This window comes from Microbacterium sp. KU4F, assembly GCF_056868075.1.
In genome coordinates, this window is the sequence record NZ_CP200324.1 from 2,206,836 (window position 1) to 2,228,606 (window position 21,771).

A 21,771-nucleotide genomic window follows, 5' to 3' on the forward strand; every position below is an offset into this window, starting at 1 on the left:
CAAGGCGACACGCCGCACGTGCTAGACTGACTCCTTGTCTGTGCGCACTCCTGCGCGCAGTTCGTGTCCACATCCTCTTCCGGGTCGGAAACGGCCGGGTCGATCGTGGGCGCAGACAAGGGATCTTGGGTGGCGCCGTCCGGCGTCACGGTACAGAAGGAGACATCACCATGGCAGCAGTGTGCCAGGTGACTGGAGCGGTTCCCGGCTTCGGTCACAACATCTCGCACTCGCACCGCCGGACGAAGCGCCGCTTCGACCCGAACGTGCAGAAGAAGACGTACTACGTGCCCTCGCTCGGTCGTAACGTCAAGCTCAACGTCTCGGCGAAGGGCATCAAGGTCATCGACGCACGCGGCATCGAGTCCGTCGTCAAGGACCTCATCGCGAAGGGTGTGAAGCTCTAATGGCGAAGAAGGCACAGGACGTCCGTCCGATCATCAAGCTGCGTTCGACCGCCGGCACGGGCTACACCTACGTGACGCGCAAGAACCGTCGCAACAACCCCGACCGCATCGTGCTCAAGAAGTACGACCCGGTCATCCGCAAGCACGTCGAATTCCGAGAGGAGCGCTGATCCATGGCTAAGAAGAGCAAGATCGCGCGCAACAAGCAGCGCCAGGAGGTCGTCGACCGCTACGCCGCCAAGCGCGCCGAGCTGAAGAAGGCGCTCGTCTCGCCCGAGTCCACCGACGAGCAGCGCGAGGCCGCCCGTGTCGGCCTGCAGAAGCTGCCGCGCAACGCGTCGCCCGTGCGCCTGCGTTCGCGTGACGTCATCGACGGCCGCCCCCGCGGTGTGCTGTCGAAGTTCGGCATCTCGCGTGTGCGCTTCCGCGACATGGCCCACCGTGGCGAGCTGCCCGGTGTGACCAAGTCCAGCTGGTAAGCACCCGCATCCGCACGAAGGCCCGGAACCCTTGAGGTTCCGGGTCTTCGTCGTTCGCGGACCCCACGAGGGCCGATTCCGACCCATTTGGGTGATTTCGGGTGAGACACGCCGTCGGATGTGGGCGGTTCACGCCCAAAATCCGCGGAATCACGGGGTTCGTGGGTATATTCGTGCTCGGTCGATCCGACCAACCGGGGCCGAGCCCCGGGCCGAAGTCAAGAAAGCGGCGTACCGCCGCCTGGAGGACAACCCACATGGCCGACAAGTCCATCACCAAGACCGAGCTCGTTGCGAGCATCGCCAGCGCCACGGGACAGAGCCAGTCCACCGTGTCGAGCGTGCTCGACTCCCTCTTCTCCACCGTCTCCGAGGCCGTCGCCAAGGGCACCAAGGTCTCCATCCCCGGTTGGATCGCGTTCGAGCAGGTCGAGACCTCCGCTCGCACCGGCCGCAACCCGCAGACGGGCGCCGAGATCGCTATCCCCGCCGGCAAGCGCGTGAAGGTCACCGCCGGTTCGAAGCTCAAGGCTGCCGTCAAGTAATCGATGAACGCCGTGAGGGGGGAGCCGTGAGGCTCCCCCCTTTTCGTCGTCTGGGCGAGCTGACAGCGCAGCGCGCCTAGGCTGGAGCAGTGATGACGACCGCCTCCGCCCGCGCCGCCGGCCCCCGCTCGGGCGGGCCCGGAGCGGCCTCGGCGACAACGCTCCGCGTGGCGGGTCCGGTCATCCTGGGCGTCACCGCCTTCGTCGCTCTCATCCTCGCCCTGGCATACGGCGGGGGTGCCGCCCCGCTCGTCATCGCCGACGCCGGCCCCGTCATCCGATGGGGTCTTCCGATCGCCACCCTCGTGCTGAATCTGGCCGCCGCGACCATGGTCGGCGCTCTGGTGCTCGCGCTGTTCGGTCTACGGCCCGAGGATCGCGCGTTCGAGGTCGCGCTGGACACCGCATCCATCGGAGCCGCGGTGTTCACCGTCGCGGCCGCCGTTACCGGCTTCTTCACCTTCGTCAACGTCTTCAACGCCGCTCCCAGCGCGGATGCGGTCTTCGGACAGCAGCTGGGTCGCTTTCTCGTCGAGGTCGAGCTCGGCCGCACGTGGCTCATCACCACGGTCGCCGGCGCCGTGCTCACGGTGCTCACCTTCGCGGTGCGTGCGTGGACGCCGACTCTGCTCGTCGCGATCCTGGCGCTCGCCTCCCTCGTGCCCATGGGGACGCAGGGCCACTCCGGAGAGCTCGAGAACCACAGCGTCGCCGTCACCTCGCTCGTGCTGCACATCCTGGCCGCTGCGGTCTGGCTGGGAGGCCTCGTGCTGCTGGTCGTGATCCGACCGGTCGTGGCGCGCTCGGGTCAGATCGCCCTGCTGCAGCGCTACTCCAGCATCGCTCTCGTCGCGTTCATCGTCGTCGCGGTGTCGGGGTCCGTCCGTGCGTGGGTCAGCGTGGAGGCGCTGCCCGCCCTGCTGAGCCCCTACGGCGGGGTCCTCGCCGTCAAGGTCGTCGCCCTCATCGGACTCGGCCTGCTCGGCGCCTGGTACCGCCTGCGGCTCATCTCGCGGATGAACGAGAACGCGAGCGCTCGACGGTTCTGGACGCTCATCGGCGTGGAACTCGCCCTCATGGGCATCGCGAGCGGCGCCGCCGCCGCTCTCGCCCGCACGCCCCCGCCCACCGACCAGCAGCCGCCGGTCGCCCGCACCCCTGCCGAGTTCCTCACCGACGCTCCCCTACCGCCGGAGCTCACGCCCCTGCGGTGGATCACGGCCTGGAACATCGACCTGCTCTGGCTGTTCGTCGTCGCCTTCGGGATCTTCCTGTACCTCGCCGGCGTGTGGCGCCTGCGTCGCCGCGGCGACCACTGGCCGCTCTACCGCACGATCATGTGGGTCGCCGGCATGCTGCTGCTGCTGTGGGTGACCTCGGGCGCCGTGAATGCGTACCAGGAGTACCTGTTCAGCGTGCACATGGTCGGCCACATGCTGCTCACGATGGCGATCCCGCTGCTGCTCGTACCCGGTTCCCCGGTGACCCTGGCGTTGCGCGCCATCCGCAAACGCGACGACGGCACCCGAGGCGGCCGCGAGTGGATCCTGTGGGCGGTGCACACGCCGTTCGCGAAGGTCGTCACGCATCCGATCTTCACCGCACTGAACTTCGTGGCGTCGCTGTGGATCTTCTACTACACCGACCTGTTCCGGTGGTCGCTCTACGACCACCTCGGGCACGTCTGGATGGTGACGCACTTCCTGATCACGGGCTACCTGTTCGTGCTGTCGCTCATCGGGATCGATCCGGTGCCGTTGCGCTTCCCCTACCCATTCCGGCTGCTGACTCTCGTGGTCGTGATCGCGATGCACGCGTTCTTCGGCGTGGCGATCATGATGCAGACGGGCCTGTTCGCCGCCGAGTGGTTCGGCTCGATGGGCCGAACGTGGGGCGCGACGCCGCTCGAGGACCAGTACGTCGGCGGCGGTGTCGCCTGGGGCATCGGAGAGATCCCGTCCCTCATCCTCGGCATCACGGTGGCGATCCAGTGGAGCCGCAGCGACGAACGTCTGCAGCGATCCAACGACCGTCAGGCCGATCGCACCGGCGACGCGGAGCTCGAGGAGTACAACGCGCGCCTGGCGGCCATCGCGGCCCGCGACGCGCGCCGCGGCGAGGGCTGATTCAGAGCCCCGGGTCGTAACCTCCGACGCGGATCGACGCCGTGCCGTCGGGGAGGATGTCGATGGTACCGTTCACCACGAACGGTACGTCCTCGGACACTTCGCGCAGCGAACCGTCGGCCAGTGAGCGCACCTCGAGATCGATGTGCGCGACGGCATCCGCGTCGGGGATCACCCATCCCGCACCTTTGGGCAGGACCTCGACGGTGGGCTGCTCGGTGATCGACCAGGTCGGGAGCTTCTCGACGCGGTTGCGCACGACGAAGCCGAACGGGCAACCCGTCGGCTGCAGCACCTGCTGCGTGGTGCAGGCCGTGAGGAACTCCTCGACCCGCTGCTGCACGACCTTCACGAACTCGTCCGTCGGCTTCGTCTGCACGGTGACGGGCACATTGACCATCGGCGCGTCCGCGAGAACGGCGACCCCTTCGGAGGTCGAGAGCGCACTGTCGACCGTGACCGAGTAGAGGTTCGGCGAGAACACCAGCAGCGACACGGGTGCGACGGGGTCGGCGTCGACGCCGTCGGGGGAGACCTGGCGACGGTCGACGCGGAACCCGTTGATGTCGAAGGTGGACGAGCCGAGAACCATGAGGTTCATGACGGCGAGGGGGCTCTGGCTGAACCGCCACGTCGGGATGAAGCCGAGCGTCCCGTTGCTGCGGACCCGGAACGAGGTGGTCCCGTCGTGCCCGCCGGCGACGTAACTGGCGGTCACGACCGTGTCGGCACCGTCGGTCTGCTCGGACACCACGTGGGCGTCGGTGAGGGAACCGAGCGCGGCGCTGCGCAGGAGTGCGTCGGATGCGGATGCGGGCAGTCCCGCATCCGTCAGCTCCGAGGAGTCGAGCGAGACGCCGGGCAGGGCCAGAGCGTCAGCGGCGCGTCCGGACTCGAGCATGCTCAGATAGCGCTGCACGAAAGCGGAGGGGCTGTAGAACTCCTGGTACAGGGCCGCCGTGCCGGCGCCCAGGGCCGCGAGCAGGAGGCCGCCGATGAGGCCGAGGGTCGTGAGATCGAACGCCAGGCGCACGCCGGGGCGCCGGGTTCGTCTCAAGCGGCTCACGGGCCAAGTCTAGGAAAGGGTCCCCGCGAAAGCGCGGGGAGTCGCCCCCGGGCGTCATGCGGCCGCGCGGCGCCTAGCATGGATCGGTGAGCACCCCCGCCCTCTCCGCCGAACAGCAGGCGCTGTTTCGGCTCATCGAGGACACCCGGGAGCACGTGTTCGTCACCGGTCGCGCCGGCACCGGCAAATCGACGCTGCTGCAGCATCTGGCGTGGAACACGTCGAAGCAGATCGCCGTCTGCGCCCCGACCGGCGTCGCCGCCCTGAACGTCGAGGGCCAGACCATCCATTCGTTGTTCCGGCTGCCCATCGGTCTCATCGCGAACAGCGAACTCGACCAGTCGGACGCCACGCGCAAGCTCCTCAACGCGATCGACACGCTCGTGATCGACGAGATCTCGATGGTCAACGCCGACCTCATGGACGCCATCGACCGGGCGCTGCGCCAGGCCCGGGGCCGGCGGGCGGAGCCCTTCGGCGGCGTGCAGATGGTCATGTTCGGAGACCCGTACCAGTTGGCGCCCGTTCCGCCGCGGGGTGACGAGCTGCGCTATGTGCGCGACCACTACCACTCGTTCTGGTTCTTCGACGCGCACGTGTGGGCGGGGGAGTCCAGCGGTGACGGGCTCATGGACATGGGGCGGTACGGCGCCGATCTCCACGTCGCCGAGCTGCGCGAGGTCCATCGGCAGTCGGATCCGGGGTTCAAGGCGCTGCTGAATGCCGTGCGCTACGGGCAGGTCACCGCGGACATGGCGAAGATCCTCAACGACACGGGCGCCCGCACGCCGCCGGAGTTCTCCGCCGACGAGCCCATCATCACGCTCGCGACCCGCAACGACCGCGTCAACGCGATCAACCGGCGCCACCTGGACGCCCTCGCCGGCCGCGTGCAGACCGCGCACGCCGAGGTCAGCGGCGACTTCGGACGCGGAGAGGCCGCCTTTCCCGCGGAGCAGGAACTGCAGCTCAAGGTCGGCGCGCAGGTGATGTTCCTGCGCAACGACACACAGTCCTACGGGGACGGACCGCGGTGGGTGAACGGGACGATCGGCACGGTGGTCAAGATCGCCGGGAGCATCGTCCGCGTGGAGATCGACGGCCGCGACTACGACGTCGAGCCCGCGGTGTGGGAACGTTTCCGTTACGCGTACGACGCCGCATCCCGCTCGCTCAGTCGGGAGGTCGTGGCCGAGTTCACGCAGTTCCCCCTGCGGTTGGCGTGGGCGGTCACGATCCACAAGTCGCAGGGAAAGACGTACGACCGCGCCATCGTCGACCTCGGCGCGGGGGCCTTCGCTCCCGGACAGACCTACGTCGCGCTGTCTCGGCTGACCTCGCTCGACGGCCTCTACCTGTCGCGGCCCCTCCGGCCCTCCGACATCCGCGTCGATCCCGATGTGCAGAGGTTCATGTCCCGCGCCCGCGCCTGAGTCCGCCCCGGCCTCCGGTGCCGGCGCTCGTCGCCCGCGGACCGGGTCTCCATGCCCGAGTTGCGTCGCAGTTGCGCAGATGCGCCAGTTCTCCGCGAATGCGGCAGTCACTCACTGTGGCGATTGCACACAAGTGTGGCGGTTGAGCGGGCGGGTGTGCCGTGTCCGGATAGGGAGGGGACGCCGGATGCCGGCGGTCGGTGGTCCGGGAGCGGGGCCGTTGGGTGGCACAGGGGAGTCGGGCCGAGGGTCCGCCTCGGGGCTAGGTCGGCCAAGGGCTACAGTTCTGCGCAGATGCGCCAGTCAATGACTGTGGCGGATGCGGAAAGGTATCGCAGTTGCGCATATGCGACGCAAGTCGGGCACCGGAAGGCGGGCACCGGGTCACGCGAGCCACCCCTGAGGACAGCCCCGCGGAGGGGGGCTGCGCCGGGTCAGGCGGCGGCTTCGGCCTTCGCTCGGGCGAGATCCTCGAACAGCTCGGTGTTGAACCGGTAGGCCAGCAGCACCTCGTCGATCACGCGCTCCTTCTCGGCCTCGTCCCAGGGGGCCGCGTCGAGCTGCACGCGGTAGTGCTCCTTGAACTCCTTCGGATCGGCGATGTCCGCGAAGATGTAGAACCCGATGCCGTTGGTGTCGAACCCGAACCGGCGCTGCATGAGCTTGCCGATGAACAGCCCGCCCGACAGGTCGCCGAGGTAGCGGGTGTAGTGGTGGGCGACGAATCCTCCCGGCCACGTCGCCCCCACCTGGTTGATGCGATCGACGTAGCGGCGTGTGGTCGGCAGCGGCTCGATGCGCTCGCGCCAATCGGGCCCGACGAGGAACTCGAGATCGGCGGCGAGAGCGGGAAGGCGGGTGAGGCGCTCGCTGATGAACACCGCCGCCACCGGGTCGCGCCGCATCCGCTCGGCCGCGGACTCCAGCGCCTCGTAGATGAACCAGTGCTGCGCGACGAGCGCGACGTAGTCATCGCGCGTGCCCTCGCCCTTGATGAGGTCGGACATGAATCCGGCGCCCTCGCTGCCCGAGTGGGCACCGCTGGAACGCTCGCGGAGGGCTGCGGAGAACGGGATCGGGTCGCTCATGCGGCCCACTATACCTTCAGGTAAGCAGAACCTAAATCGTCAATTCTTCAGATGTCGGATGCGGTCAGTGAGGGCGCGGCTCGATGCCGAGCTCGGCGCACGCGGCGTCATAGAGCGCAACGATCTCCCGTCGTACCTCGCGCCGCTCGGTGATGGGGCCGCCGGGCCATGTCAGCCGCATATCGATGCTCGCGCCACCGGCCGCCGTGATGACCCAGTCGCCCCCGTCGCCGTCGAATCCGACCATGCGGGCGCCGACGGGCGCCGGATGCGGGCCGAAGGCGCGCGCGAAGAGCATGTTGTCGTCGGAGTGATCGGAGTTCATGTGCCCGAGGACACCGGCCAGTGTCTCATCGTCGAAAACGTGCGTCATGCAGCACAGCCTAAGAGCCGTGATGGTCTTGTGATGTGGGTGTGTTTGAATGCTGGAGCACGACCGCGGGGGTGAAATGCCGATCAGTTCCGGCTTCAAACGCGCTGCTGCCGCGATCGCCGGCGCAGCCGTCATCGTTTTCGCGCTCGCGGGCTGCACGCAGGCCAAGAGCATCGAGCTCGACGTCCCCCCGCAGGTCGAGGGCGCCTTCCCGGCCGACACGCAGACGCAGCTCGAGTCCGCGGTGAACTTCGCGATGGCCGCGACCGGTTCGACCGGAGCGATCGTCGGCGTCTGGGCGCCCTGGAGCGGATCCTGGGTGGCCGGAGTGGGCGACGCCTCGGCCGACGACGTGTTCCGGGTGGGCGAGCTGACCCGCCCGATGATCTGCGACGTGCTCTACGAGATGGTGGATGCGGGCAAGGTCTCGCTCGATGACGAGGTGCGCACGTACGTCCCCAGCGTCGCCGGCCTCAGCGGCGTGACCCTCGGCATGCTGTGCGACGGAACGAGCGGTCTGGGCTCGTACGGCGCTGTGCTGCAGGATGACGCGATCGGGCTGCCCGCACGCGAGTGGAATGCCGCGGAGCTCGCCGCCTACGGCATCACCGGCTTCGATCCGGCCGCGGCCGGCACCGCGTGGCGCGACTCCGACACGGGGTACGTGCTGCTCGGACTCGCGCTCGAGAACGCCGGTTCCGAGAGCGCCTCGAACCTGCTGGACGAACAGGTCTTCTCCCCGCTGGGCCTGACCCATACGAGCCTGCCCGGCGGCACCGCGGCCAAGCCCGGAGAGCCCGCGCTGAAGGGTCTGCTGTCGCAGCCGGGGCCCGACGGCGCCATGAACTGCGCCGAGCCGCGCGACATGACCACGATGTCCTCCAGCTTCGGCTTCACGAACGCGGGAGTGGTCTCCACGATCGCCGACGTCGGCCGCTACACGCAGGCGCTCGCCGCGGGATCGTTCGGCGGCGAGGATCGCTTCGCGTCCGCGATGCTCGTCTCGCCCGACCAGCCGTCGTGGCTCACCGCCACGGGCGGCGCCTTCCAGGCCGGTTCGCTCATCGGACAGTTCGGTTCGGTTCCCGGGTACATCACCGCATCCTTCGCCGACCCGACCACGGGTATGACCGTCTCGGTCGTGCTCAACAACTCGGCCGCGACCGACTGGGTGGGCGCGTACCTGGCTTGGGAGCTCGCCTCCATCGCCTCCAAGGCGCCGGCGGCCGACGGCCAGAGCACCCCGGATGCGGGTCTGCCCTGGACCGCGCAGCAGTATCACGACGCGATCGCCGCTGCGGCCGTGTGCCCGCTGCCCGCTTCGTGACCGCTCGCTCCGGATCCACCTCCGCCGTCGCCCTCGTCCTAGTCGGCCTCGCCTGCCAGGAGGTCGGCGCCTCGCTCGCCGTTCTGCTGTTCGACGAGGTCGGGCCTCTCGGCATGGTCATGCTGCGGCTCGTCTTCGCGGCGATCGTGCTGCTGCTCATCGCTCGGCCGAGCCTGCGGGGACACTCGCGGGCGGCGTGGTGGGCGGTCGTGCGATTCGGTCTCGTACTGGCGCTGATGAACGGTCTGTTCTACCTCGCTCTCGAGCGCCTGCCGCTCGGCGTCACCGTGACGATCGAGGTGCTGGGGCCGTTGACGTTGTCGATCATCGCCGCGCGTCGGGCCTCCGCGTGGCTCTGGGCAGGGCTCGCGTTCCTCGGCGTCGTCGCGCTCGGCGGCGGCGGGTGGGATCGTCTCGATCCGCTCGGCGTGGCCTTCGCCCTGGGGGCCGCAGCGAGCTGGGCGCTCTACATCCTCGCCTCGGCGCGGGTCGGACGCGAGTTCGTGCGGCTCGACGGCCTCGCGTTGGCCATGGCCGTGGGCGCGGTGCTGTCGCTTCCCTTCGGCATCGCGGATGCGGGCGGCGCGCTGCTGCGACCGGACCTACTGGCGCTCGGGGCCGGGGTCGCCGTGCTCTCGTCGACGATTCCCTACGCGCTCGAGCTGTCCGCATTGCGGCGACTGGCCGCATCCACGTTCGCGATCCTCATGAGCCTCGGACCGGCGACGGCGTCGATCGCCGGCTTTGTCCTTCTCGGGCAGCACCTGAGCGTGCTCGAGATCGCGGGCATCGCGCTGGTGATCGCCGCCAGCATCGGTGCGGTGCTCATGGCGCCGCGTGCCCGGCGCCAGGACGAACCGGTGGCCTGAGTTCTCAGCCCGCGAGGATCGTGTCGATCAGGTGGTCGGCCACACCCGCGTCGACGTCGAGCACGATGCGCGTGCGCACGCCATCGTGGTCGCGCATCGCCACGCGCTGACCGCGCAGGTCGGCGATCGTCTGACCGCGCCCCGGTCCGTCGGTGACGTCGACCGTCACCGGCACGCGGGGTGCGCGCGACGGAGTGATGCCGCCCACGATCGCGGCGGCGAGCGGGTCGTGCAGCGCGCACGTGCGGTGCCCGTAGGTGTCGCGGTAGAAGTCGAAGTAGTGATCGAGGATGTGTCCGATCGCCGAGACGAACGGACGCTCGTCGGCGACGAGCCGCTCGCGCTGTTGCTCGCTCATGGTGTGCTCCATGGTGGCGTCCAGGGGCACGAGCGTGACATCCCAGTCGGCGGCGAGGAGGGCTGCCGCCGCCTGCGGGTCGTTGTAGACGTTCGCCTCGGCCGCTGCCGTGATGTTGCCGGGCGCGAGGGCCGCGCCGCCCATGGCCGTCACGGCGGCGATGCGCTCGGGCAGGGTCGGGTCCGCCTCCAGGGCGTGCGCGAGGTTCGTCATCGGGCCGATCGTCAGCACGTGCAGGCGCCCGGCGTAGGTGTGCGACAGGTCGATGAGCAGCTCGACGGCCGTGCGGGAATCCGCCGCCCGCGGGCTTCGCGGCAGCTCGACGCCGCCGATGCCGTTCTCGCCGTGCACCCACTGCGCGCCGCCCCCGTAGGGGTGGTCGAGATGATCGTGCGCACCCTGCGCCACGGGGATGTCGTCGCGACCGGCCAGCGCCAGCAGGTCGAGCGTGTTGCGCGTGGCTTCGGCCGCGGAGATGTTGCCGCTGACGGTGCCGACCCCGACGAGGTCGATCGAGGGGGAGGCCAGCAGGTACGCCAGCGCGACGGCGTCGTCGACGCCGGTGTCGCAGTCCAGATAGACGGGGGTGGGCTCGGTCATCGTTCTCCTCGGTGGGTCGGGGCGCGACCCCCTCGTCCGCCTGTTCGGTTATATCTCGTCACGGGCTGAGGCGCCGCATCCGGGGCCTCGGCGCATGGTGGAATGGGGAGATGCTCGGTCCTCTCTGCGTCGTCGGAAGCATCAACGTCGATCTGACGGCCACCACCGGGCGGCTGCCCGGCGCGGGCGAGACGGTCCTGGGCGGACGGTTGCGGCGTGACCCGGGCGGCAAGGGCGCCAACCAGGCGGTCGCTGCGGCGCGTCTGGGCGCTCGCGTGCGCATGGTCGGCGCCGTCGGCGACGACACCGACGGGCACGCGATGCTGCAGAACCTGCGGGATGCGGGCGTCGACACGAGCGATGTCTGGCTCGGCGACGATCCCACCGGTACGGCGCTGATCATCGTCGACGAGGCCGGGGAGAATCAGATCGTCGTCTGTCCAGGGGCGAACGACACGGTGCGCCTCGACGGTGTGGAGTTCCGGGCGGACGAGGCGGTCCTGGCGCAGCAGGAGATCCCGGTGTCGGCGATCGCGGCGCTGGCCGACGTGCCGGGCTTTCTCGCCGTGAACGCGGCGCCCGCGCGCGAGGTGCCGACGGCGGTGCTCGAGCGTGCGGACCTCGTGATCGTCAACGAGACCGAGTACGAACTGCTGCCCGCGCTCGCCGCCGCCCGCCGCGTGGCGGTCACCTACGGCTCTGCCGGCGCGGCGCTGCGAGAGGGCGGTCGCGAGGTCGCGCGGGTGGGCGCCCCGAAGGTCGACGCGATCAACTCCGTCGGGGCGGGAGACGCGTTCTGCGCCGCGCTGACCCTGGCGCTGCACGCGGGGTGGGACGACGTCGCGGCCCTCACCGCCGCCTGCGCCGTCGGCGCGGATGCGGTCACTCACGAGGGGGCGCAGCCGCCGCTGCGGCGACTCGACACGTACCGCTGACGCGCTCCGGCGACGCGGTGAACGCGTCGGAGCGGTGGGAATTGTCTGGACAGATGTCGAAGCACGGTGCGTGAGGCGCGGAGCTATCGTGAACGCACCCTCGGCCCCTGCGGCTCGAGCGCTCCCCCTCAACGACTGTGCAACACAAGACACCCTGGAGGTTCCCATGGCCTACGTGACCACCGACGACGGCGCAGAGATCTACTTCAAGGACTGGGGCAGCACCGACGCCCAGCCCATCGTGTTCCACCACGGCTGGCCGCTCTCGTCGGACGACTGGGACGCCCAGATGCTGTTCTTCCTCAGCAAGGGCTTCCGCGTCATCGCGACCGATCGTCGCGGCCACGGCCGTTCCTCGCAGATCGGCACCGGCCACGACATGGACCACTACGCGAGCGACGTGAACGCGGTCGTCGAGCACCTCGACCTGCACAATGCGATCCACATCGGACACTCGACGGGCGGCGGCCAGGTGGCCCGCTACGTCGCGAAGTACGGCGAGCCCCAGGGCCGCGTCGCCAAGGCCGTCCTCGTGTCGTCCGTGCCGCCGCTCATGGTGCAGACCGACGCCAACCCCGAGGGCACGCCGATCTCGGTGTTCGACGGCTTCCGTGAGGCGCTCGCCGCCAACCGCGCCGAGTTCTTCGAGGCGGTCGCATCCGGTCCCTTCTACGGCTTCAACCGTGAGGGTGTCACCCCCTCGCAGCCCGTGATCGACAACTGGTGGCGTCAGGGCATGACCGGCAGCGCGCTCGCCCACTACCTGGGCATCAAGGCGTTCTCCGAGACCGACCAGACCGAGGACCTCAAGGCCATCACGGTTCCCGTGTTCGTCATCCAGGGCGATGACGACCAGGTCGTCCCGTACAAGGATGCGGCCCTCAAGCAGCACGAGCTGCTGCAGAACTCGACGCTGAAGATCTACGAGGGCTACCCGCACGGCATGCTGACCACGCACGCCGACGTGATCAACCCCGACATCCTGGCCTTCATCCAGGAATGACCCGCTGAGACCCGGCCCCGGTCCGCAGTCCGCTGCAGACCGGGGCCGGATGTCGGCCCGGTGTGGCAGGCTTGCGAACTGCACCCCTTTCCCTCCCGAAGGATCGTCATGCCCATCGCCGCCGATGACCCCCGCCTGCTTTCGCCGTACATCGCGAAGGCGACCCGCTACGACGATGTGCCGTTCGCGCGTGCCGGCGCCAGCGGGGTGCGTCTGCCCCGTGTCTCGCTGGGGCTGTGGCAGAACTTCGGTTGTGGCCGCTCGATCGAGGCGCAGCGCGAGATCCTCCTCCACGCGGTCGACCGCGGCGTCGTGCACATCGACCTCGCGAACAACTACGGCCCGCCCTACGGCGCTGCCGAGACGACCTTCGGCACCGTGCTCGAGAGCGACCTGCGACGGTACCGCGATGAGCTGTTCCTGACGACGAAGGCCGGCTACGACATGTGGCCGGGGCCGTACGGCGACGGCGGTTCGCGCAAGTACCTGATGCGTTCGCTCGAGCAGAGCCTCACGCGGATGCGCACCGACTATGTCGACGTGTTCTACTCCCACCGCGTCGACCCCGAGACGCCGCTCGAAGAGACGATGCAGGCGCTCGTCGACATCGTGCGCAGCGGCAAGGCGCTGTACGTCGGCATCTCCAACTACCCGGCCGAGCTCGCGCGTCGCGCCCACGCGCTGCTCGCCGCCGAAGGTGTGCGCCTGCTCGTGCACCAGCCGCGCTACTCGCTCTTCGACCGCACCCCCGAGGCCGAGCTCTTCCCCGCGCTGCGCGAACTGCAGGTCGGCAGCGCCGTCTTCTCGCCCCTGGCGCAGGGTCTGCTGACCGCCAAGTACCTCGACGGCACGGTCCCGGCCGACTCGCGCGCCGCCGACAGCCACTTCCTCAACAGCAGCGCACTCACCGACGACTACCTGCGCCGCATCCGTGGCATCGACGCCGTCGCGCGGGATGCGGGTCTGTCGATCCCGCAGCTCGCGATCGCGTGGGTGCTGCGCGACGACGTCGTGACGACGGCGATCATCGGCGCCTCGCGTCCGGGGCAGATCGATGACGCCATCGCCGCGAGCAAGGCGGTGCTCTCGCTCGAGGTCGTCGCTGCCCTCGATGAGTTCGCCGCGCCCGTCGGCGGCGCGGTCAACTGACGCGGGTAGCGTTCGACGCGGGTTCACCCGCGGGCACGTCGCCCGCGGCAGGATGGGACGCGGAGGCAGGAATGTCGCGAAACGACCAGAAGAAGCTCGCTCAGCACCGGCGGATCGCCGAACTGCTCGAGACCGAACCGCTCTACGTGATCACCCGAGCGCTGCAGAACGTGCCGCGCAAGCGCGAGACCACGGAGGGCGGCGCGCGTGCGGCCGTCGAGCGGTGGAATGCGCTCCTTCGCACGCATGACGTCGACGGTCTGCGGCAGGCGCTCCTCGGCGACGACGACGAGAGCCGCGCCATGCGCAACAACTCCGTGTTCGGCGGGGTCGTGTCCCGCGAGGAGGACGCGGCGTGAGCCGGCTTCTCGTCGGCATCGAGACCGGCGGCACGAAGATAGTCTGCGCGGCGGCGCCGGAGGGGGAGCCTCGCCGCATCCTGAGCCGCAGCTCGGTGGCGACCGGTGAGCCCGACACGACGCTCGCCGCGGTCGGCGACTTCATCCGGTCCCTCGACGACGAGATCGCCGGTGTCGGGATCGCGGCCTTCGGTCCGCTCGATCTCGACCCGGCCTCGCCGGCCTACGGATCCATCACCTCGACGCCGAAGGCGGGGTGGGACGGCGTCGACGTGCTGGGCCGCATCCGCGCGGCGGCCTCCGGTGCTCCCGCCCGCATCACGACCGACGTCACGGGCGCCGCGCTCGGCGAGCTGCAGTGGGGCGCCGCGCAGGACTCGAGCGACGTCGCCTACGTCACCGTCGGCACCGGTGTGGGCGCCGGGCTCATCGCCGGAGGCCGTGTGCTGGTGGGCACCGGATGGCCAGAGATCGCTCACCTTCCCGTCGCACGGCACCCCGACGACACCTTCGCCGGTATCTGCCGCTTTCACGGCGACTGTCTCGAGGGCGTCGCGTCGGGCCCCGCCGTCCGTGCGCGCAACGGCATCGACACCCAGGAGCTGGATGCGGCCGCCCGCGCGAAGAGCAACGAGATCACCGCGTTCTACCTCGCCCAGCTCGCCGCCACGCTGTACTTCACGCTGGGCATCGAACTGATCGTGTTCGGCGGCGGCGTGCTCAAGACGCCCGGCTTGATCGAGGCGCTGCAGGAGGCCGCAGCCGTCCGCGTGGGCCCCGCCGGGGCCCGGGGCTCGTCACGGGACCTTGCCATCGCCCGCACCGAACTCGACGGCGAGGCAGGGCTCTACGGCGCGCTGCTGCTCGCCGAGCAGGCCGCCGCGGGCTGACGCCCGGCACCCGTCGCGAGAACGCCCCACCTCATCTGGTGGGGCGTTCTCGCGTGCGCGGACCGCGTGTTTCTCACGGTCAAACCTCGTTCATTGCGATTAGGTGAGATGTATGATGTACTAGCTCCCGCCGTCGCCCGACGGCCCTGTCGTCAAAGACGCCGACCAGAAAAGGACGCGCAATGGCTTCACAGCACCGACGCTCTCGTCTCCTGACTCGCTCCCTCGCCCTGACCGTGGGATTCGCCGCCGTCGCGGCACTGACCGCCTGCTCCGGCGGAACCGATGGCGGAGGCGGGTCCGAGTACGGCTTCGACGCCGCCGAACAGGACGCGAGTGCCCCCATCACCGTGTGGGTCGACTCCTCCCGCGAACCGATCGCCAACGCGTTCAAGGCCGCGAACCCCGACCTCACCGTCAACATCGAGACCTACGACGGCAACTCCGGCGGAAGCGACTCGTTCAAGACGAAGATCGCGCTCTTCGACCAGTCCGACTCCGGCTGGCCGGACGTCGTCTTCTCGACGCAGCAGAACGACACCTCGTGGGCGAGCAAGTCCAACAACGGTGGCCAGCCGTTCGCTGCCATCCTCAACAAGGGCCTGCTCTCCGACGACTTCCTCAGCGGCTTCACCAAGGGCGCTAATGACCCGATGACCGTCGACGGCAACGTCTACGGCGTGCGCAACGACCTCGCTCCTGTCGTCTACTGGTACAACGACGCCCTGATGAAGCAGTTCGGCTACGAGATCCCGAAGACATGGGAGGACTACCAAGCGCTCAGTGACAAGGTCGCAGCCGAGCACCCCGGCTACATCCTCGGTTCCGTGGGCGACTCGTTCCAGGGCCCCTACATCTACTACTGGGGTTCCGAGGCGCCGATCTTCCAGGTCGACGGCGACACATTCACGAGCGACTTCTCCGACCCGAACTCCGAGAAGGCCACCAAGCTCATCGACCACATGCTCGCGAACAAGACGCTCGTCAACGACAGCGTCTTCGGCGCCGACTTCGTGCAGAAGTACAGCGACAAGGTGCTGGGCATGCCCGGCCCGGCCTGGTACTCGGGCGCCCTGTTCCAGAACAAGGACAGCCTCAACGCCGCCGCGGGTACCATCGGCGCGGCAGCTCCCCTCTACTGGGACGGCTCGGACAAGGTGACCGGGAACGTCGGCGGTGGTGTCTGGTACGGCTCGAGCCACTCCAAGAACCTCGCGGCCGTGGCGAAGTTCCTCGAGTACGTCACGAGTTCCGACGATGCTGTGAAGCTCGCCGCCGGCCTTCCGGCCTACCAGTCGGCCGCGGATGCGTGGCTCGCCGAGCAGTCGAGCTCCGGCTACTACGTGGGCGACTTCACCTCCGCCCTGTCCACCGCTGCCAGTAGCGTGTGGAGCGGTTGGGGCTACCCGTCGTTCAGCGCTGAGACGGCCTACGCCTCGATCGTGGTCCCGGGTATCGCGGCCGGCAAGAGTCAGTCCGACCTGGTGGATGCGCTCCAGAAGGAGTACCAGAACCAGGCACAGGTGCAGGGCTACACCGTCAAGTAATTCCCGTTCCACGCGGATGCCGCCGCTTCCGCCGCGAGCAAAGGAAGACATCATCGTCACCTCGGTCACCGCTCCCGTCGCCGCTTCCGCCTCTTCCGAGGCGGGGCGGCGGCGGGAGCCCCGTTCCCCCGTCCGCCGCCGGCCCGATCACTCGCAGAGTCGTATCGGCTACGTGTTCGTCTCCGGCTACACTGTCCTGCTGCTGGCGTTCGGCATCCTCCCGACGCTCTACGCGGTCTATCTCTCCTTCACCAAGGACGGCGCCTTCGCCGGTGTCGAGAACTTCGTGAAGGTCTTCGCCGACTACCGGTTCCTCCCGGCCGTCATGCACGTCGGCGTCTACCTGGTGTTCTACCTGGTGTCGCTGCTCGTGTTCGTCGTGCTGCTGGCGCTGCTGGTCCACGGGATCGGGCGTCGGTGGCTGTCGAGCAGCTATCGGTTCGTGTACTACATCCCCGGGGCGCTCGCGGGAGCCTCGAGCGTCATGCTGTGGTTGTTCCTCCTGGACCCCACCGTCAGTCCGGTCTCGTTCGTCCTGCGCTGGTTCGGGTTCGAGAACTTCGTGCAGACGGTCTCGGTCGACAACCTGCCGATCATCTTCACGATCGTCGCGTTCTGGACTGGCGCGGGTGGATGGATCGTGATCATGTACGGCGCGCTGAACAACATCTCGGCCGACGTGCTCGAGGCCGCGCGCATCGACGGCGCGGGTCCCGTGAAGACCGCCATCCACATCCAGATCCCGTTGCTGCGCAAGTGGATCTCGTACATGGCGATCATGTCGTTGGCGGCCGGCACACAACTCTTCGTCGAGCCCCGCGTGCTCTCGCAGGCGTCGAAGGGCGTCGTGCCCCCCGACTACTCCATCAACCAGCTCGCGTACCTGTACGCGTTCCGCCAGGGCGACTTCAACGGCTCGGCCGCGATCTCCCTCCTGCTGCTGCTCGTCGCGGGCGCACTGTCGGCGGTCTTCGTCTTCCGAGGAGGACTCTTTGAGCGCGACTAGCATCGACACGCGCGCACACCGTGCGCGCTCCGCGATCTCGCCGGCGCAGTGGATGGGCAAGGCGCTCGTCGCCGTCGTCCTGATCTTCTTCGTGCTGTTCTTCGTGGTGCCGATCGTCTGGCTGCTGCTGGCGCCGACCAAGACACCGCGGGAACTCCTGGTGGACGGCCCGTTCAGCTTCGGTGGCTTCGACACGCTCGCCGCCAACTGGAACGATCTCATGCAGTTCCAGAACGGCATCGTGTGGACCTGGATCGGCAACTCGGTGCTCTACACGGGCGTCGCGTTGGTGGTCACGCTCATCGTGACGATCCCCGCCGGCTACGCCCTGGCGCTCACCGAGTTCAAGCTTCGCAAGACGCTTCTCATCGTCACGCTGATCGTCATGCTCATCCCGAGCACCGCTCTGGTGCTGCCCGTCTTCCTGGAGATGTCGGCGGTGAAGCTCGTCGGCAACCCGCTGGCGGTCATCCTGCCGTTCTCGTTCTTCCCTTTCGGGGTCTATCTGACCTACATCTACTTCTCGACCAGCGTGTCGAAGGATCTCCTGGATGCGGCGCGCATCGACGGTGCGGGGGAATGGCGCGTGTTTGCGCGGATCGCGATGCCGTTGGCCACGCCGGTGATCGCTCTGGTCGGCTTCTTCAACCTCGTCGGCAACTGGAACAACTACTTCCTGCCGTTCGTGATGGCGCCGGGGCGCAAGTCGCCGATCCAGGTCGGGTTGGCTGAGCTGCTCTCGAACGTGCCGCTGTTCAACCCGACGAGCGGGGCGTCGATCACGATCTCCCTGCCGGTGCTGGCCCTCGCGACGCTCGTGTCGGTCGCCCCGGTGCTCGTCATCTTCCTCTTCTCGCAGCGCTTCCTCGTGAGCGGGATGACGGCCGGAGGGACGAAGGAATGAGCACCGACCATCCAGGCGTCCGCCGGTTCGGGATGGCGGCGCGGCTCGTGCCCGCCAAGCGCCAGGAGTATCTCGCACTGCATGCCGACGTCTGGCCGCAGGTGGAAGCGACGATCACACAGTGCGGAATCCGCAACTTCACGATCTTCGTGCTCGACGACGTGATCCTCGGCTACTACGAGTACGTGGGTGACGACTACGAGGCCGATCAGGCACTCATGGCCCAGGACCCCGTGACACAGAAGTGGTGGTCGTACACCGCGCCGTGCCAGCTGCCCTTCCGCGAGGGATCGAGCTCCCCGAACTGGGAGCACTTCGCAGAGGTCTGGCACCAGGACTGACGGCGGGTGCGGGGCGACTGGGGGGCGTCCCGCACCCGCCGTCGACGCCGTCTCAGGGCTTGCGCGTCGTCGGCTGCCGCCGGCGCTGCCACGCGTCGAGGATGTGGGCGCGCATCGCCGACTCGGCGGCCGCCGCATCCCCCGCCTCGATCGCCTCGAGCACGCGCCGATGCTCTTCGAGGGTCTGCTGGAACACGTCCTTGGACGGGTTCGTGGTGAAGCGCGCCGACTCGCGCGCCCGGGAGTAGAGGGTGCGCGTAATGCTCTCGGCGAGCGGGATGTGCGACTGCTGCATCACGGCGAGGTGGAAAAGCACGTCGGCATCGTTGTATTCGTCTTCGTGGTCGATCGTGTGCTCCATGCGCTCGAAGGCGCCGCGGAGCTCTGCCAGCTCGTCATCGGTCCGGCGCGCGGCCGTGGCGGCCGCCATCGCGCCCTCGAGCGAGCCGCGGACGATGGCGAGATCGTCGAGCACGCCCAGCGACGCGTCGTTCTCGAGCATCACCTGCAGCACGACCGGATCGAGGACGTTCCACGACTCGCGTGTGCGTACGGTGGTGCCGCTGCCCTGGACGACGGCGACCAGCCCCTTCTCCTCGATGCGCTTGATCGACTCGCGAACGACGGTGCGGCTCACGCCGAAGTGGGCGCTCAGCTCCGTCTCGATCGGAAGCATGGCGCCTTCGGCGATCTCGCCGGTGATGATGGCGGTGACGAGGTCGTGGACCACGGCGACACCCAGGCGTGACACTGGAGTACGCGCGGGGCCCCGATCGAAGACGCGCGCCGGAGTGCCGTTCGCGCGAAGATCATTCATCGCAACATTCTAGGCGCCGCGGGGCGCGAATGCGGGGCTGCTCGCGGACAGTTCCCGATCGAGAGTCAGTCCTGCGCGTGCCGGACGCACGTGGGGACCTGCGGCCTGCAGCCAGTCGCCCTCGTGTTGCACCGAGCGGATCGCCGCCTCGTCGATGGAGAGCCCCGCTCCGGGACGATCGCCGAGGACGATGCCGCCGTCGGCGTACTCCTCATCGATGTCGACGCCGAAGGGTGCGCCGAGATCCTGCACCTCAGCGGTCAGGTGGTTCGGGATGGCGGCCGCGGCGTGCGCCACGGCGGGGTTGCTGGTCAGACCCACCGGGCTGATCGGGAGGTCTCGCGCGTGCGCGGCGTAGGCCAGGCGCAGGAAGTGGGTCACTCCCCAGACGGCGCCGGCCTGGACGACGTCCACGGCGCCTAGGTCGAAGAGGCTCCGGAACTGCTCGAGACCGGTGAGGTTCTCACCCGTCGCCACGGCGGCTTTGACCGACTGTGACAGGCGGGCGTGACCGTGCGCGTCCCAGCGGCGCAGCGGCTCCTCGATCCAGGCCAGGTCGAGCTCCTGCTCGACCGCTGCGACGTACCGTACCGCCTGCTTGAGGTTCCAGGACTCGTTGGCGTCGAGCATCAGGGTCGGGTGCGACGAGTTGGGAGCCAGGGTGTCGCGGATGATGCGCAGTCTGCGCAGGTCGGCGCCCAGATCGCGGCCGCCCTTGAGCTTTCCGCTGGCGAATCCGCGCTCGGCCATGGCGGAGTAGAAGCGCGCGAGCTGCTCGTCGCTCAGTGCGATGTCGAGACCCGATGCGTAGCCCGGCACGAAGCGGTCGCTCGCCCCCAGGAGCCGCCAGAGAGGTTCCCCGACGAGCTTCGCCTTGATGTCCCACAGTGCCGCGTCGAGGGTTGCGATCCCGCCGAAGGTCGCGCCATTGTGCCCGGCCTTGAACACGTGGGCGAGCATCCGGTCGTACAGCGCAGACACGCCGCGGGGATCCTGCCCCTCCAGGGCGGGGAAGATGCGCTCGATGTCGTGGTCGGATCCGAGGGCTATGCCGTCGACGCCCTCATCCGTCTCGATGACGACGATGGACACCTCGGTGATCCCGGAGGCGATGTAGCCGTTGACGTCGCCGACGGGCCGCCCCCAATCTCGGTGGGTGCGAATCGTGCGGTAGCCCGTGATTTTCATATCGTCCTTGACACTTCTGGGACCGTGACCTGCTATAGAGCATACATCATATGAACTATGAACGGGGGTGAATATACGTGACGCTGGCGTCGAGGTTTCGGACGCTCATGCCGCCACCATCCGCTGCCGGGCGCGTCCGAGGCCCTCGATCTCTAGCTCCACCTCGTCGCCCGGCCGCAGGTAGGGGTGATCCGGCAGACCCAGGGCGACGCCGGCGGGCGTGCCCGTATTGATCAGGTCGCCGGGGCGCAGAACCATGAACTGCGAGAGATACCAGACGACGTGGGCTACCGAGAAGATCTGCTGCGCGGTCGATCCGTTCTGGCGCAGCTGACCGTTGACCCACAGCCGTAGCGCGAGCGACTGCGGGTCGGGAACGTCGGCGGCGGCAACGATGACCGGACCGAGCGGATTGAAGGTCTCGGCAGCTCTTGCCCTTGTCCCACTGGCCCCCGCGCTCCAGCTGGAACTCCCGCTCCGAGACGTCGTGGGAGACGACATAACCGGCGACGTGGGCGAGCGCCTCGTCGGGCGAGGAGAGATAGCGCGCCGTGGTGCCCATGACGACGCCGAGCTCGACCTCCCAGTCGGTCTTCGCCGAGCCGCGCGGGATGAGCACGTCATCGAAGGGGCCGACGATCGTGCTCGGGTCCTTCATGAACACCACGGGCTCGGTGGGGACCGCGGCACCGGTCTCCGCGGCGTGGTCGTGGTAGTTGAGACCGACGCACACGATCTTGCCCGGTTGGGCGAGAGGGGCCCCGACGCGCAGGCTCCGCCATCCCGGCAGCTCGTTCAGCGAGCCCTCCGCGGCGGCTCGGCGGGCGGATGCGATCCCGTCGGCGGCGAAGAAGTGCGCGTCGATGTCGGTCGTGATCGGACGCAGATCGAGCGGAACGCCGTCGTGCCACAGAACGGGGATCTCCTGGCCCGCCGGGCCCAGTCTCGCGAGGCTCATGCT

23 protein-coding genes and 1 pseudogene are annotated in these 21,771 nt (G+C 68.7%); 17 read left to right on the plus strand and 7 right to left on the minus strand.

The features are described from left to right. The first annotated feature begins 170 nt into the window (after positions 1 to 170). The 5 genes from rpmB (at position 171) to AC1VNH_RS11295 (ending at position 3,557) form a co-directional block, all read left to right on the plus strand. Positions 171 to 407 (plus strand): 50S ribosomal protein L28, encoded by a 237-nt coding sequence (gene rpmB / locus AC1VNH_RS11275; protein ID WP_137418587.1) that lies wholly within the window; start codon positions 171 to 173, stop codon positions 405 to 407. Further along, positions 407 to 577, plus strand: coding sequence for a 50S ribosomal protein L33 (rpmG, locus tag AC1VNH_RS11280; protein ID WP_005051772.1), 171 nt, complete (start codon positions 407 to 409; stop codon positions 575 to 577). Before rpmB ends, rpmG begins: the two co-directional genes overlap by 1 nt. A gap of 3 nt (positions 578 to 580) precedes the next feature. Next, complete coding sequence (gene rpsN, locus AC1VNH_RS11285; RefSeq protein WP_137418588.1) at positions 581 to 886, plus strand: 30S ribosomal protein S14; 306 nt, start codon at positions 581 to 583, stop codon at positions 884 to 886. Between the two features lie 257 nt (positions 887 to 1,143). Then, positions 1,144 to 1,431 carry an HU family DNA-binding protein gene (locus tag AC1VNH_RS11290; RefSeq protein WP_137418589.1) on the plus strand — a complete coding sequence of 96 codons (288 nt, stop codon included), beginning with the start codon at positions 1,144 to 1,146 and terminating at the stop codon, positions 1,429 to 1,431. Between the two features lie 92 nt (positions 1,432 to 1,523). Next, positions 1,524 to 3,557 carry a bifunctional copper resistance protein CopD/cytochrome c oxidase assembly protein gene (locus AC1VNH_RS11295; RefSeq protein ID WP_483111462.1) on the plus strand — a complete coding sequence of 678 codons (2,034 nt, stop codon included), beginning with the start codon at positions 1,524 to 1,526 and terminating at the stop codon, positions 3,555 to 3,557. A 1-nt stretch (position 3,558) separates the two neighbouring features. Here the strand turns inward: AC1VNH_RS11295 and AC1VNH_RS11300 are convergent, their stop codons facing one another. Next, a complete protein-coding gene (locus AC1VNH_RS11300) occupies positions 3,559 to 4,623 on the minus strand; it encodes a hypothetical protein (RefSeq protein ID WP_483111464.1) in 1,065 nt (354 codons plus the stop codon). Positions 4,624 to 4,709: 86 nt separating this feature from the next. On the opposite strand from AC1VNH_RS11300, the gene AC1VNH_RS11305 reads away from it, so the two are divergent. Continuing rightward, entirely contained in the window at positions 4,710 to 6,056 is a 1,347-nt protein-coding gene (locus tag AC1VNH_RS11305) for an ATP-dependent DNA helicase (RefSeq protein WP_483111465.1), read from the plus strand. Between the two features lie 434 nt (positions 6,057 to 6,490). Here the strand turns inward: AC1VNH_RS11305 and AC1VNH_RS11310 are convergent, their stop codons facing one another. Next, entirely contained in the window at positions 6,491 to 7,144 is a 654-nt protein-coding gene (locus tag AC1VNH_RS11310; RefSeq protein WP_243226374.1) for a biliverdin-producing heme oxygenase, read from the minus strand. Between the two features lie 64 nt (positions 7,145 to 7,208). Next, a complete protein-coding gene (locus AC1VNH_RS11315) occupies positions 7,209 to 7,517 on the minus strand; it encodes a DUF2470 domain-containing protein (RefSeq protein WP_243226375.1) in 309 nt (102 codons plus the stop codon). Positions 7,518 to 7,593: 76 nt separating this feature from the next. Here AC1VNH_RS11315 and AC1VNH_RS11320 point away from each other — a divergent pair, with 76 nt between their 5' ends. Together AC1VNH_RS11320 and AC1VNH_RS11325 are read left to right on the plus strand one after the other, a co-directional pair. Then, entirely contained in the window at positions 7,594 to 8,844 is a 1,251-nt protein-coding gene (locus AC1VNH_RS11320) for a serine hydrolase domain-containing protein (protein ID WP_483111466.1), read from the plus strand. Next, positions 8,841 to 9,713 (plus strand): EamA family transporter, encoded by an 873-nt coding sequence (locus AC1VNH_RS11325; RefSeq protein ID WP_483111467.1) that lies wholly within the window; start codon positions 8,841 to 8,843, stop codon positions 9,711 to 9,713. The genes AC1VNH_RS11320 and AC1VNH_RS11325 overlap by 4 nt, the downstream gene beginning before the upstream one ends. Before the next feature lie 4 nt (positions 9,714 to 9,717). On the opposite strand, the gene AC1VNH_RS11330 is transcribed toward AC1VNH_RS11325, so the two are convergent. Beyond that, positions 9,718 to 10,671: a nucleoside hydrolase gene (locus AC1VNH_RS11330; RefSeq protein ID WP_483111468.1), complete on the minus strand. Its 954-nt coding sequence runs from the start codon at positions 10,669 to 10,671 to the stop codon at positions 9,718 to 9,720. Between the two features lie 110 nt (positions 10,672 to 10,781). Here AC1VNH_RS11330 and AC1VNH_RS11335 point away from each other — a divergent pair, with 110 nt between their 5' ends. The 9 genes from AC1VNH_RS11335 (at position 10,782) to AC1VNH_RS11375 (ending at position 18,805) form a co-directional block, all read left to right on the plus strand. Further along, positions 10,782 to 11,606: a ribokinase gene (locus tag AC1VNH_RS11335; RefSeq protein WP_483111469.1), complete on the plus strand. Its 825-nt coding sequence runs from the start codon at positions 10,782 to 10,784 to the stop codon at positions 11,604 to 11,606. A gap of 166 nt (positions 11,607 to 11,772) precedes the next feature. After that, on the plus strand, positions 11,773 to 12,609 hold the full coding sequence (locus tag AC1VNH_RS11340; protein ID WP_483111471.1) for an alpha/beta fold hydrolase: 837 nt from the start codon (positions 11,773 to 11,775) through the stop codon (positions 12,607 to 12,609). Positions 12,610 to 12,717: 108 nt separating this feature from the next. After that, positions 12,718 to 13,758, plus strand: a complete 1,041-nt coding sequence (locus AC1VNH_RS11345) for an aldo/keto reductase (protein ID WP_483111472.1) — start codon at positions 12,718 to 12,720, stop codon at positions 13,756 to 13,758. Between the two features lie 71 nt (positions 13,759 to 13,829). Beyond that, positions 13,830 to 14,117, plus strand: a complete 288-nt coding sequence (locus AC1VNH_RS11350; RefSeq protein ID WP_483111473.1) for a hypothetical protein — start codon at positions 13,830 to 13,832, stop codon at positions 14,115 to 14,117. Further along, positions 14,114 to 15,007, plus strand: coding sequence for an ROK family protein (locus AC1VNH_RS11355; RefSeq protein WP_483111474.1), 894 nt, complete (start codon positions 14,114 to 14,116; stop codon positions 15,005 to 15,007). Before AC1VNH_RS11350 ends, AC1VNH_RS11355 begins: the two co-directional genes overlap by 4 nt. 182 nt (positions 15,008 to 15,189) lie before the next feature. Continuing rightward, positions 15,190 to 16,554 carry an ABC transporter substrate-binding protein gene (locus tag AC1VNH_RS11360; RefSeq protein WP_483111475.1) on the plus strand — a complete coding sequence of 455 codons (1,365 nt, stop codon included), beginning with the start codon at positions 15,190 to 15,192 and terminating at the stop codon, positions 16,552 to 16,554. Between the two features lie 16 nt (positions 16,555 to 16,570). Then, positions 16,571 to 17,560, plus strand: coding sequence for a carbohydrate ABC transporter permease (locus AC1VNH_RS11365; protein WP_483111476.1), 990 nt, complete (start codon positions 16,571 to 16,573; stop codon positions 17,558 to 17,560). Continuing rightward, entirely contained in the window at positions 17,547 to 18,464 is a 918-nt protein-coding gene (locus tag AC1VNH_RS11370) for a carbohydrate ABC transporter permease (RefSeq protein WP_483111477.1), read from the plus strand. Before AC1VNH_RS11365 ends, AC1VNH_RS11370 begins: the two co-directional genes overlap by 14 nt. Continuing rightward, positions 18,461 to 18,805, plus strand: coding sequence for an L-rhamnose mutarotase (locus tag AC1VNH_RS11375; RefSeq protein WP_483111478.1), 345 nt, complete (start codon positions 18,461 to 18,463; stop codon positions 18,803 to 18,805). Before AC1VNH_RS11370 ends, AC1VNH_RS11375 begins: the two co-directional genes overlap by 4 nt. A 52-nt stretch (positions 18,806 to 18,857) precedes the next feature. On the opposite strand, the gene AC1VNH_RS11380 is transcribed toward AC1VNH_RS11375, so the two are convergent. The 3 genes and pseudogenes from AC1VNH_RS11380 to AC1VNH_RS11390 all read right to left on the minus strand — a co-directional run bounded on the left by AC1VNH_RS11380 (position 18,858) and on the right by AC1VNH_RS11390 (position 21,768). After that, a complete protein-coding gene (locus AC1VNH_RS11380) occupies positions 18,858 to 19,622 on the minus strand; it encodes a FadR/GntR family transcriptional regulator (protein ID WP_483111479.1) in 765 nt (254 codons plus the stop codon). Positions 19,623 to 19,631: 9 nt separating this feature from the next. Continuing rightward, positions 19,632 to 20,810, minus strand: a complete 1,179-nt coding sequence (locus AC1VNH_RS11385; RefSeq protein ID WP_483111480.1) for a mandelate racemase/muconate lactonizing enzyme family protein — start codon at positions 20,808 to 20,810, stop codon at positions 19,632 to 19,634. 105 nt (positions 20,811 to 20,915) lie between these two features. After that, positions 20,916 to 21,768, minus strand: a pseudogene (locus tag AC1VNH_RS11390) (fumarylacetoacetate hydrolase family protein). Positions 21,769 to 21,771: the final 3 nt, after the last annotated feature.

What these genes read in the sequence shown, in the direction of transcription:
- AC1VNH_RS11330 (WP_483111468.1), bottom strand. Translation starts at nt 10,671, where the DNA reads ATGACCGAGCCCACCCCCGTCTATCTGGACTGCGACACCGGCGTCGAC.
- AC1VNH_RS11290 (WP_137418589.1), top strand. Translation starts at nt 1,144, where the DNA reads ATGGCCGACAAGTCCATCACCAAGACCGAGCTCGTTGCGAGCATCGCC.
- AC1VNH_RS11295 (WP_483111462.1), top strand. Translation starts at nt 1,524, where the DNA reads ATGACGACCGCCTCCGCCCGCGCCGCCGGCCCCCGCTCGGGCGGGCCC.
- AC1VNH_RS11320 (WP_483111466.1), top strand. Translation starts at nt 7,594, where the DNA reads ATGCCGATCAGTTCCGGCTTCAAACGCGCTGCTGCCGCGATCGCCGGC.
- rpsN (WP_137418588.1), top strand. Translation starts at nt 581, where the DNA reads ATGGCTAAGAAGAGCAAGATCGCGCGCAACAAGCAGCGCCAGGAGGTC.
- AC1VNH_RS11380 (WP_483111479.1), bottom strand. Translation starts at nt 19,622, where the DNA reads ATGAATGATCTTCGCGCGAACGGCACTCCGGCGCGCGTCTTCGATCGG.
- AC1VNH_RS11365 (WP_483111476.1), top strand. Translation starts at nt 16,571, where the DNA reads ATGCCGCCGCTTCCGCCGCGAGCAAAGGAAGACATCATCGTCACCTCG.
- AC1VNH_RS11345 (WP_483111472.1), top strand. Translation starts at nt 12,718, where the DNA reads ATGCCCATCGCCGCCGATGACCCCCGCCTGCTTTCGCCGTACATCGCG.
- AC1VNH_RS11310 (WP_243226374.1), bottom strand. Translation starts at nt 7,144, where the DNA reads ATGAGCGACCCGATCCCGTTCTCCGCAGCCCTCCGCGAGCGTTCCAGC.
- AC1VNH_RS11385 (WP_483111480.1), bottom strand. Translation starts at nt 20,810, where the DNA reads ATGAAAATCACGGGCTACCGCACGATTCGCACCCACCGAGATTGGGGG.
- AC1VNH_RS11315 (WP_243226375.1), bottom strand. Translation starts at nt 7,517, where the DNA reads ATGACGCACGTTTTCGACGATGAGACACTGGCCGGTGTCCTCGGGCAC.
- AC1VNH_RS11335 (WP_483111469.1), top strand. Translation starts at nt 10,782, where the DNA reads ATGCTCGGTCCTCTCTGCGTCGTCGGAAGCATCAACGTCGATCTGACG.
- AC1VNH_RS11375 (WP_483111478.1), top strand. Translation starts at nt 18,461, where the DNA reads ATGAGCACCGACCATCCAGGCGTCCGCCGGTTCGGGATGGCGGCGCGG.
- AC1VNH_RS11350 (WP_483111473.1), top strand. Translation starts at nt 13,830, where the DNA reads ATGTCGCGAAACGACCAGAAGAAGCTCGCTCAGCACCGGCGGATCGCC.
- rpmB (WP_137418587.1), top strand. Translation starts at nt 171, where the DNA reads ATGGCAGCAGTGTGCCAGGTGACTGGAGCGGTTCCCGGCTTCGGTCAC.
- AC1VNH_RS11340 (WP_483111471.1), top strand. Translation starts at nt 11,773, where the DNA reads ATGGCCTACGTGACCACCGACGACGGCGCAGAGATCTACTTCAAGGAC.
- rpmG (WP_005051772.1), top strand. Translation starts at nt 407, where the DNA reads ATGGCGAAGAAGGCACAGGACGTCCGTCCGATCATCAAGCTGCGTTCG.
- AC1VNH_RS11360 (WP_483111475.1), top strand. Translation starts at nt 15,190, where the DNA reads ATGGCTTCACAGCACCGACGCTCTCGTCTCCTGACTCGCTCCCTCGCC.